Raw genomic sequence first — 9,872 nt, 5'->3', positions numbered from 1 at the left:
CAAAGACTTCGAGAAAACCATCGCTTCTTCCGAAGCCTGGATTTACATCGCAAATATCCGCTTCCTTACGCGGCGTATCGCAAGAGCCTGATATCGTTACATTCATTATGATTCAGGCTCTCAGGTTTTGATAGCTCATTCGATATGATTGAAAAGGCGAAGGCACGTTTGCCACAGGTCGAATTTTTAGTAGCGGATGCAATGCTATATGAGCCGGATGCGGAAACGGATGTTCTGTTTTCCAATGCAGTTTTTCAGTGGTTTGCTGATCCCGTTGCAGAAATGAGGCGTCTCGTATCGCTTCTAAAGCCCGGTGCATTTCTGGCAGTTCAGATGCCTGACAATATTGCGGAGCCATCGCATGTCGCCATGCGCGAGGTGGCCCAAACAGAAGCGTTTAGTGCAAAAATAGGCAGAACGGGAAGAGCAGCGCTGCCGCCTGTTTCTGATTTCTATAATGCTTTTGCGGGTGAGGCGTCGCGTATCGATATTTGGCACACAATTTACAATCATCCGCTCAACGGCGTTGATGCAATTGTTGAATGGGTCAAATCGACTGGTCTGCGTCCGTTTCTTGATCCGCTGGATGAGGCGGAACGAAGCCAATATCTGAGCGCCTATAAGTCGGCAATAGGCCGGCATTATCTTGAAACCAAAGACGGTCGTGTTCTTCTTCGTTTTCCACGCCTTTTCATTGTTTTGCAGAAGTAATCTGAGAGCTTTCTACATATCGACCTTTTCGTCTTCGTCGGCGGTCACAAGCCTTGTTGCGCGCCACTCCGTCAGTTTGGAATTGATTGCATTCATCACAAAGAAACGCGCTGAATCCTTATCGTAACCGTCATCGCGTAGCGCGTCATAGTCTGTGTGCGCATGGCGAACATGGGCCACTGTCGCAAGCCAAACGGCGATGGATGGTGGAAGTGTTTTCATATGCGGCGCAAGAGCCGCCGCACGGATTGGCTCTGAATCTGAATAGGGGACTGCGGGAAGCAAAAGCGTGAGCGATTTTGCAATTGCCTTTTGTCGTACAGTGCTTGCACCCATGGCGGTCATCCTTTTCCGCTGTCAGCAAGATTCGATTTAATCATATCGCGATTATGTTCTGCTTCAAATGGCTTCTCCGTCAGGCTTCTGTTTTGCTGTGTGTGGATTTGTGAAAATCGCTTGCACAACCGCCGTATTTCACATAAACATATCTTTATATCTTTAGAAGCGTATGGAGGTTGCGGATTGCGCTTGCAGCTCGAACAAATGGTGGATGTGCTAAAAGCAGTGGCTGAACCAAGCCGCCTGCGCATCCTTGCGCTTCTTTCCAGAGGCGATCTAACCGTTTCGGACCTCACCACAATTCTGGGCCAATCTCAGCCGCGTGTGTCGCGCCATCTGAAGTTGCTCGGTGAAGCTGATCTGATTGATCGCTATCAGGAAGGTGCATGGGCCTATTTCCGGCTGTCGGATAATGCGCTTTGCGGTGAAGTTGCGCGCAATCTGCTATTGCGGCTTGATAATGCGGATACGTTGCTTGAGCGCGATATGGAGCGGCTGTCGCAGGTCAAATCCAGTCGTCAGGAGAAGGCAGCGGCTTATTTCAGTGCCAATGCTGTTAGCTGGGATGAAATCCGCAAGCTGCATGTTCCCGAAAATGCTGTGGAAATAGCGCTTAAGAATATCGTTGGTGATAAGCCGTTTCAGGCCATGCTTGATGTGGGCACTGGTACGGGCCGCCTGCTGGAGCTGTTCTCGAAGCTTTATGTGCGTGGGCTCGGCATTGATATAAATCGCGACATGCTTTCTGTGGCGCGAGCCAATCTTGATCTCGCATCGGTTGGCAATGCGCAGGTGCGTCAGGGTGATGTTTATGCGCTGCCGGTTGAGCGCGAAAACTTTGATCTGGTGACAATCCATCAGGTGCTGCATTTTCTGGATGATCCGCTGGCTGCGATCCGTGAGGCAGCGCGCGCGTTGCGTCCGGGCGGCCGTTTGCTGATTGTCGATTTTGCTCCGCACCGGCTTGAGTTTCTGCGCGAGGAACACGCGCATTTGCGGCTTGGTTTCAGCGATGAGCAGATGCTTGGCTGGATGAAAGAAGCGGGGCTCGAACCTGCGACAACGACTGAACTGGGGCCGAAGGCTGCAAATGGCGATGATGGACTGACGGTGAAGCTGTGGCTTGCCCGTGACCCACGTCTGCTGATTGCTGACCCTGCACCACAGAATGCAAGCATGACGGAGACAGTCTAATGGGCTTTTACGGTCTTTCACGCCGATCTGACATCGGCCAGACCACACGGGTATCGTTCGAATTCTTCCCTCCAAAGTCGGAAGAAATGGAACAGCGCCTGTGGGAAACGGTCACGCGGTTGGCGCCGCTCAAGCCTGAATTTGTTTCCGTAACATATGGTGCGGGTGGCTCGACGCGCGAGCGCACGATCCGCACAGTTGCGCGCATTCTCAAAGAAACCGACATTCAGCCTGCGGCACATCTCACCTGTGTTGATGCAACGCGGGAAGAAGTCGATCACGTCGCGCAGGAATTTGCAGCACTCGGCGTCAATCGCTTTGTGGCCCTTCGCGGTGATCCGGCAAGCGGGATCGGCGAGAAATATGTGCCGACACAAGGTGGCTATCAGAATGGTGCTGATCTTGTGGGTGGTCTTCGCAAGCTTTCCGATTTCGATATTTCGGTTTCCGCTTACCCGGAAAAGCATCCCGAAAGTCCGGATTTTGCAACAGACATCGATATGCTCAAGCGTAAGGTCGATAATGGTGCAACGCGTGCCATTACGCAATTCTTCTTTGAGAACGATCTTTATGAGCGTTATGTCGAGCGCGTGCGTCGTGCGGGCATTTATATCCCGATCGTTCCGGGCATTCTGCCGGTGCATAATTTCAAGCAGGTTAGCAATTTCTGTGCGCGTTCTGCGACACATATTCCGGCCTGGCTTGCAGAGCGTTTTGATGGGCTGGAAAACGATGCACAGACACATCAGCTTGTTGCAGCGGCGATCGCTGCCGAGCAGGTGATGGATTTGATCGAGCGTGGCGTGCAGGATTTCCATTTTTATACGATGAACCGTGCCGATTTGCCTTATGCCATCTGCCATATGATCGGCATCCGATCTAAAACCGAGGCTTCACTGCAAGTCGCCTGAAACATAAAAAGCCCGGTTTGAAACCGGGCTTCTTTTTTGAAAACGGTATCAGTCTATCCTCAAAAAACCGATACCGTCTAATGGCTCAGGCCATTCCCAATCAGGGAATAACGCCTGCTATCAACGCTGCAACAAATGCGAATGCTGCACAGATCATGAGGACATTCAGAGATCGCGTAAGTCCCATTGGTCTGTCTCCTGTTATGCGCCCGATAAGATCGGACACGCGCTGGTAGAGAAATGGAATCTAAGCTTAAAACGTCTCAAACAAAAGAAGATTTCGTACTGCAATAAGCGGTGATTGAGAAAAAAACCTTCTGTTTACCACCTAAGTCATTGAAATTTTTAACTGTAAAAATTTGTTCACATTTCATGAAAATGCCACGAAAGCGCCAATTTCCGTGACTGTATCGCCGCGTTTTAGCGGATGAAGGCGAGAAAAGCCGACAGAGTCAGTACCGAAAGAACTGTCGAACAGAGGATCACATTGGACGTTATAGCTGCCTCGCGACGGTAATGTTCGGCAAGCATGAAGGGGCCAGTGCCAGCGGGCAGGGCTGCAAGCAATGTTGCGCTTTGTGCAAGATGGGTTGGCAGATTGAACACATAGACCGCAAGCAGCCATGCTGTAAGCGGCATCACGATCAGCTTGACCGATACAAGGAAAGAGATTGCATTGATGCTGTCACGCTCGATTTTGCGTGGTTGTGCCAGAAAAAGTCCAAGTGCCACAAGCGCGCAGGGTGACGCCGCACCGCCAAGCATTTTCAGAAAAGCTTCAGCAGGCGGGGGGATGCTTATGCCCGCGAATGACACGAGCGTTCCCAGTGCGGGTGCAACGAGCAGCGGATTGCGAATGAGTGAGCGTGCGACTTTCCAGGCAAGATGCAGCGGCTTTTTTTCCGTCTGCATGCCGATCTCGATCAAAATGATCGCGAATGCAAAGGTGACGCAGACGGTGATGATGATGGAAATTGTCGTTGCAGCCAGCACGCCTGATCCGAAAGCGATCAGCGAAAGCGGGATGCCCATATAGCCGGTATTGGGATAGGCGGCATTCAGACCATCAAGCGCATTGTCGGCTAAAGGCAGTTTGCCGCGCAGCCGCATAAGGAAGGGCAGGGCAAAGGCCACGGCGCTGCTCAATAGAAAGACGCTGATAAAGCCCGGCTGCCACAAATCGCTTCCATGGGTGTTGGCCATGATGTCGAAAAGCAGCGCTGGCAAGGCCAGATAGACCACAAAACGATTGAGTTCTGCGATTGCATGCGGTCCCAATATCTTCAGCCTGAAAGCACCCCAACCGGAAAAGATGAGGGCGAAAACGGGTATAACGATAATCAGGGTGGAGATCATGGCGCTTAAATGGTTTTTAAAAGTTGAAAGGCGCGGACTGGTCCGCGCCTTCGATTAATTCTGAATTAAAGCCTTTCGAGCAGTTCAGGCGTTGGCCATGAATCCGCAGGCATTCCGAGGCGCAATTGTTCGGTACGAACGGCATCGCGGGTCAGCACGCCGAATACGCCGTCAATCTTGCCCATGTCATATCCACGCGCCTGCAGCTTAGTCTGCAGTTCCTTCATTTGCTCCTGCGTCAGACCCTGATCGGGATTGCCCGGATTGAAGGCAGGCGCGCCAGCGAGGCGGGTGGCGAAATAGGCGGCGGTCGTGGCATAAACGATCGACTTGTTCCATTCGACGAAAATGTCGAAGTTGGAATAAGACAGGAACGCGGGGCCTTTGCGACCGAGTGGCAGCAACAGCGATGCATCACCATCATCGGGACCGAGTGGACCATTGAGGCCCATAACACCTTGCTCAGCCCACCATGAATGGGGCTTGCGGTTGGTGCGGATGGACTCTTCCCAAGGCAGATCCTTGGTGATGCGCACTTCTTCAAGCCATGGCTCGCCGCGCTTCCAGCCGAGTTCGGAAATCATGCGCCCAGCAGTCATCATTGCATCAGGAACGCTGGTTTTCATATCGACTATGCCGTCGCCGTCGCCATCGACGCCGCGCTCCAGATAATCCTTTGGCAGAAGCTGCATCATGCCAATTTCACCAGCCCATGCGCCTGTTGTGGCGGCATCGACGACGCCGGTGTCGAAAAGCTTGAGCAGCGCAATCAGTTGTGGACGAAACAGGTCCGGGCGACGGCAATCATAGGACAGCGTGACAAGCGCATTGAGCGTATCGAAATCGCCCTGAATGGCACCATAATCTGTTTCGAGGCCCCAGAAGGCTGCTAGTACCGGGCCGGGCACACCATAAGTGTCCTCAACTTTTTTGAAAACATCGGCATATTTGATCAGATTGTTCTGACCATTTTTCAGGCGCGCTTCCGAGATGAGGCGCTTGGAAAATTCGGTGAAGGTGAGGTTGAAAACGGTCTGCTTGCGGTCGCGATCAAGAACCTTTTGCTCAAGCGTTGCCTTGTGCAGTTCTGCAAGACCCTTTTCACCAACGCCTGCTTCGCGAGCTTCCTTGGTCAGATTTTCCATCCACTGACCGTAATCGGTTTCGCATTCGGGCCTTGGAAGATTGACGGTACTTTCGGCGCTCGCTGCCGGTGCGGGAGAGCCGGAAGCCTGTGCGCCAGTGAAAGCGGTCGATGCCAGCAAGGCTGTCGCCATGACTGAAACTATAAATTTCATCGGAAAACTCACAATTAAAGGGAAAAAACTTCCCAATTTGTTTTTCAAGCTATTGCCTCATCACGCATCGGAAATGAAGCAAAACTTGGTGTGAGCCTTCAATTGATGAAGAGTTAACGGACCTTGTTGCTTTCCAGCCACTTTTTCCAGGCGGCTTGACTGCCTGCAAACACATTGATGTCTGCATCGCCTTTAATGCCGGGGATGGTTCCTGTTCCGGTATATTGCCAGAATGTCCATGGATGAGGCCCGTATTTCTCTGTTGGATGACCAGCCGTCGAGCGCAACCAGAACGGATAGCCGTGCAGCTGATTGAGATTATTCTCATCGAAGAAGTCGACGGTGGTATAAATGATCGGGCGTTTGCCATAATGCTTTTCGACAGCATCAAGGAAAATCTTCATTTCCTTGCGCACGATTGCTTCATTCGGCCTCAGCTTGCATGAAGGAGAATGCGCATTCCATTCCATATCAAGCACTGGCGGCAAGGCGTTTGGATCACGCGGTACATTCTGGATATACCAGCGGGCCTGCTCGATCGCCGGACGGCAGAAATAATAGAAGTGATAAGCGCTGCGCGGAATGCCCGCCCGTTTTGCGCCGTTCCAGTGTTCGGTAAAGCGCTCGTCAAAACGGTCGCCGCCTTCGGTGGCTTTGATGAAGGCAAATGAAATGCCGCTGGCGCGAACTGCATTCCAGTCAACATCGACCTGATATTTGGAAACATCAGTGCCATGAACTGGATAATGCCACGGGGTGCGGCCCGTCCATTCAAACGGCTTGCGATCGCCGAAACGCGGAGCATTGACGGTACCCGATGGTCGCGCCATCTGCTGCAACTTGGTGTTGGACTTTTTTACATCTGAAAAGTCGTAATCCACTGTCGTACAGGCAGACAGAAGAAAAGCTCCAAGAGCAAGAAAGCAGCGGCTGGCGAGAGCGTTCATACAATAGTCCCGGTGTCGCGAATCAGTCTTAACAAGGGTTACGCGATCCCGTTGTCTGCGTCACCAGTTGAGACGGCAAAACTTTGCTCAAAATTTTTATGGAGTTGCGCGGATAATGGAGATCCATGCAAAGCCGTGATGCAGAACTTTGCATTTCAAACTTGCGCTTTGTTCTTTTGCAAGCCGGTCTGAAACCGTGAAAAGGTCTTCACGTGGCGTGACGTGGAACCAGTTTAGCCATGTGAAGAGCGCTTTCTTAAACCATCGCGGCAGGCGCTTCTGATCACCGAAATCGACAATATGCAGTTCGCCGCCGGGCTTTAAATGCCGGATGCTTTCCGTGATGACTGATTGCCACTGCGGGATCATCGAAACCGCATAGGAAATGAAGATGCGATCAAAACTATTTACGTTGAAAAGTGTAGCGGGATCAAAATGCGTTGCATCTGCCAGTTCAAGTCTGGTGCGGTCCGCAATATTGGCTCGTTTGGCGGCATTGCGAGCCGTATCAAGCATTTCTGCCGATATATCGATGCCGAAAAGCTGCGCATCCTTATAGGTCTCGGCTGTCTTGACCAGATTGCGACCTGTGCCGCAGCCGATCTCAAGAACGCTGCCGCCTTTGGGTACATTCAGGCCCGCAATCATTGGATCGCGGCCGAGAAGATAATATTTGCGCGTGGCATCGTAAAAATGTCGCTGACGCCGATAGACCCGGTCCATCAGGCTGGCATGATCGATACCCGGAACGGTTCTTGGATTAGCGCCCATTCATGCGTCTTTCAGAATATAGAGGTGGAAGCCACCATAGATGGAGGAGCGGTCGCGATCATGTAGTTCGCGGGACTTTTCTTCCTGATAGTCCCAGTGATCAAGGATGGTCTGATCAACGCGGCCCGGTAGCAAGCTTGGCTCTGCCGCCGTGCGGAAGATAACGCGCGCGCCGGGGGCTGCCGTGCGGGTGATTTCGCTCCAGAGCGCATTGAGCTGGGTATCGTTCATCCAATCCTGCGCGTCGAGCAGAATATAACGGTCCACGGATGAGGCCGGTTTCTGGCTTAGAAATTCCGTATAATTTGCATTGCGAACACTCATGCGATCAACGCGGGCGCGCACAGTGTCGAAATTCGTCCGCGACAGATAAGGCGGCAAGGGACCGGTGTCTTCATCATTGCTATAGCCGCGTCCAAAAGCCTGCCACGCGAAATAGTTTTCCGTGAGCGGAAAGGCGCAGGCGAGCTTTTCAAGGCGTGCGCGCAGCACAAAGGCCATGTCGCCGTTTCCCGCTGTTGCAAGCGCATCATATTGTTGCGGTGGAATGCCAAGGCCAAACAGCGAGGATTTGCGCGCCGTGGCCCAGCGCACCATGCGCTTTTCAAACAAAGGGGCGAGGGCCGTGTCGAAATAGCTGCGCTGTTCTTCTATGGAGCGTGCTTTAAGAATGTCGCGCGGATCAATACCGTAAAGGCGGGCGACGCGGTGGCCCATGCCGATAAAGACACCGAGCAAGCCGTGGCGATAGAGATCGCGTGAGAAGATGGAAATGCGCTGCCGACCGCTCCATTGGCGCTTTTCCCAATAGGTGCGGCTTTCGTTGTCCAGATGCGGGCGGATCAAACGCTGATAGGCTGCGAGATTGGCTTTGTCGTCGGCCTTGCCATAAAAGCGGTAGAAGCTCGCATAATCGGGCAGGTGCTTCAAGGCACCAAGTTTCAGTCGGTTGAACGCAACATGGGCGCTGTTCAGATCGACGGCCTCTACGCTGGCGGGATCAGCGATCAGATAAGAAAGCGCATTGCAGCCACCCGATGCAATTGTGACGATGCGATGGCCCGGCTGAATGTTCAGAGCGATCATATCCACTTCCGGGTCTTCCCAGATCTGCGGATAGACCAATCCTTTGAACAGCCACGCGAATAATCTTTCGGACACGCCATCGCGCGAAAGCGGATGGTTTTGCGTGACTGCGCGCTTGAGGATCGTGCCATTGCCATTCTGGTTGGTCATTCCCAATTCCCCGTATTTTTTAAAGCGCATTTTGAAAGGCAAGAAGTGGCTTTCGAAAAAATGTGCCGTTCATGAAAGACGAATCCGCTCTCGCTGCCGAAGTTAAGCACTCTCGGGTGACAGACGCGTGACGCGGGAAATATGGTTACTACTTTGTTATTATTTCGGTTTGTTACCAGCCGTAAGACTAATTGAGAGAACCTTTCCGCAAGCTTGCCGTTTTGTCCTGTGATGTTGGCATCGTCAGAAGCATCGCCGGGGACTTAAGAGCGGTGTGACGATTGTCTTGCGAAGGTGATTGGCCGTTCGAACGGTCAGACACGAGAAACCAGAGAGCGTTGGCTATATCCCCGCAACGCTGACTTATTAGGGAAGGATAGCCATCATGAAGAAGTTTTTAATTGCTTCGGTTGCTGCCGTATCGTTTTTGGGTCTTGCAGCGTGCAGTGACAATTCAAAAGATACGACAAGCACGCCATCCGCGCCTGCAAACACAGATACAACAACGACCACGCCTGCAACACCGGCGCCAGCGCCGGCACCAACAACGCCACCCGCAAACTAATACGCGGTGTGCGTGACGATAACCCGCCGATACGGCTGGATAACGAATGGCGGTCCGATTGTCGGATCGCCATTCGTCCCGTAAGGAGAAAAGTTGATGAATAATCCCGCAGTGATCGTCAATAAAGACAGTATAACTGCGTTTTCCATGTTCAAACGCAGGCTTTCTTCGGTTATGTCTTTCGTTATGAGCCGTAATTTTCTCTTTTTGATTTCCGCTATTGTTCTTGTTGCCCTTGCCGCTTGCGGTAGAGGGGATGAAGAACAGGCCGCAGCACCCGCAGAGCCTGCGCAGACAACTGCTGCCCCTGCGCAAGAGCAGACAGGTCCTGATCTTATAAAGGCGTTGCAGGATAATTCGGGAGTTATGACGCCGGAAGAGCAGAAGGCCGCAATAGAACGCGCACGCGTCAATGCGGAAGCTGCCGCAAAATCAGTTGGCCAGAAAGCCGAGCAGGTTCAGGCTGCGGGTGCGGCGGCGGTTGATGCCGCACAACGGTCGTTTGATGCGCGTCAGGCCGCGCAATAATTATCATTAAAGATCA

At 52.4% G+C, this 9,872-nt stretch carries 9 protein-coding genes and 2 pseudogenes; 5 read left to right on the top strand and 6 right to left on the bottom strand.

The features are described from left to right. Positions 1 to 114: 114 nt before the first annotated feature. Positions 115 to 711 (top strand): annotated as a pseudogene (locus CEV31_RS01605) (methyltransferase domain-containing protein); the annotation flags it as partial. Positions 712 to 723: 12 nt separating this feature from the next. On the opposite strand, the gene CEV31_RS01600 reads toward CEV31_RS01605, so the two are convergent. Further along, positions 724 to 1,047, bottom strand: a complete 324-nt coding sequence (locus CEV31_RS01600; RefSeq protein WP_094505165.1) for a DUF2293 domain-containing protein — start codon at positions 1,045 to 1,047, stop codon at positions 724 to 726. Positions 1,048 to 1,254: 207 nt separating this feature from the next. On the opposite strand from CEV31_RS01600, the gene CEV31_RS01595 reads away from it, so the two are divergent. Next, positions 1,255 to 2,244 (top strand): ArsR/SmtB family transcription factor, encoded by a 990-nt coding sequence (locus tag CEV31_RS01595; protein ID WP_094505164.1) that lies wholly within the window; start codon positions 1,255 to 1,257, stop codon positions 2,242 to 2,244. Continuing rightward, positions 2,244 to 3,155: a methylenetetrahydrofolate reductase [NAD(P)H] gene (gene metF / locus CEV31_RS01590; RefSeq protein ID WP_094505157.1), complete on the top strand. Its 912-nt coding sequence runs from the start codon at positions 2,244 to 2,246 to the stop codon at positions 3,153 to 3,155. Before CEV31_RS01595 ends, metF begins: the two co-directional genes overlap by 1 nt. Positions 3,156 to 3,575: 420 nt before the next feature. On the opposite strand, the gene CEV31_RS01585 is transcribed toward metF, so the two are convergent. From CEV31_RS01585 to CEV31_RS01565, 5 genes are all read right to left on the bottom strand, one after another. Continuing rightward, the gene (locus tag CEV31_RS01585; RefSeq protein ID WP_094505156.1) at positions 3,576 to 4,511 is read right to left on the bottom strand and encodes an AEC family transporter; all 936 of its coding nucleotides are present in this window, start codon (positions 4,509 to 4,511) and stop codon (positions 3,576 to 3,578) included. A 65-nt stretch (positions 4,512 to 4,576) separates the two neighbouring features. Continuing rightward, positions 4,577 to 5,809 (bottom strand): lytic murein transglycosylase, encoded by a 1,233-nt coding sequence (locus CEV31_RS01580; protein ID WP_094505155.1) that lies wholly within the window; start codon positions 5,807 to 5,809, stop codon positions 4,577 to 4,579. A gap of 113 nt (positions 5,810 to 5,922) precedes the next feature. Then, positions 5,923 to 6,756, bottom strand: a complete 834-nt coding sequence (locus tag CEV31_RS01575) for a glycoside hydrolase family 25 protein (RefSeq protein ID WP_094505154.1) — start codon at positions 6,754 to 6,756, stop codon at positions 5,923 to 5,925. Positions 6,757 to 6,852: 96 nt separating this feature from the next. Then, positions 6,853 to 7,527, bottom strand: coding sequence for a class I SAM-dependent methyltransferase (locus tag CEV31_RS01570; RefSeq protein WP_094505153.1), 675 nt, complete (start codon positions 7,525 to 7,527; stop codon positions 6,853 to 6,855). Next, positions 7,528 to 8,763 carry a DUF3419 family protein gene (locus CEV31_RS01565; RefSeq protein WP_094505152.1) on the bottom strand — a complete coding sequence of 412 codons (1,236 nt, stop codon included), beginning with the start codon at positions 8,761 to 8,763 and terminating at the stop codon, positions 7,528 to 7,530. Between the two features lie 385 nt (positions 8,764 to 9,148). Here CEV31_RS01565 and CEV31_RS01560 point away from each other — a divergent pair, with 385 nt between their 5' ends. Further along, a complete protein-coding gene (locus CEV31_RS01560; protein WP_094505151.1) occupies positions 9,149 to 9,328 on the top strand; it encodes a hypothetical protein in 180 nt (59 codons plus the stop codon). Between the two features lie 136 nt (positions 9,329 to 9,464). Next, positions 9,465 to 9,856 (top strand): annotated as a pseudogene (locus tag CEV31_RS01555) (hypothetical protein). Positions 9,857 to 9,872 lie beyond the last annotated feature (16 nt).

The organism is Brucella thiophenivorans (assembly GCF_002252445.1).
GTDB lineage: Bacteria > Pseudomonadota > Alphaproteobacteria > Rhizobiales > Rhizobiaceae > Brucella > Brucella thiophenivorans.
Note: the sequence above shows the minus strand (reverse complement) of the source record. Positions and strands in the feature narration are given on the sequence as shown.

What these genes read in the sequence shown, in the direction of transcription:
- CEV31_RS01600 (WP_094505165.1), bottom strand. Translation starts at nt 1,047, where the DNA reads ATGGGTGCAAGCACTGTACGACAAAAGGCAATTGCAAAATCGCTCACG.
- CEV31_RS01595 (WP_094505164.1), top strand. Translation starts at nt 1,255, where the DNA reads ATGGTGGATGTGCTAAAAGCAGTGGCTGAACCAAGCCGCCTGCGCATC.
- metF (WP_094505157.1), top strand. Translation starts at nt 2,244, where the DNA reads ATGGGCTTTTACGGTCTTTCACGCCGATCTGACATCGGCCAGACCACA.
- CEV31_RS01585 (WP_094505156.1), bottom strand. Translation starts at nt 4,511, where the DNA reads ATGATCTCCACCCTGATTATCGTTATACCCGTTTTCGCCCTCATCTTT.
- CEV31_RS01580 (WP_094505155.1), bottom strand. Translation starts at nt 5,809, where the DNA reads ATGAAATTTATAGTTTCAGTCATGGCGACAGCCTTGCTGGCATCGACC.
- CEV31_RS01575 (WP_094505154.1), bottom strand. Translation starts at nt 6,756, where the DNA reads ATGAACGCTCTCGCCAGCCGCTGCTTTCTTGCTCTTGGAGCTTTTCTT.
- CEV31_RS01570 (WP_094505153.1), bottom strand. Translation starts at nt 7,527, where the DNA reads ATGGGCGCTAATCCAAGAACCGTTCCGGGTATCGATCATGCCAGCCTG.
- CEV31_RS01565 (WP_094505152.1), bottom strand. Translation starts at nt 8,763, where the DNA reads ATGACCAACCAGAATGGCAATGGCACGATCCTCAAGCGCGCAGTCACG.
- CEV31_RS01560 (WP_094505151.1), top strand. Translation starts at nt 9,149, where the DNA reads ATGAAGAAGTTTTTAATTGCTTCGGTTGCTGCCGTATCGTTTTTGGGT.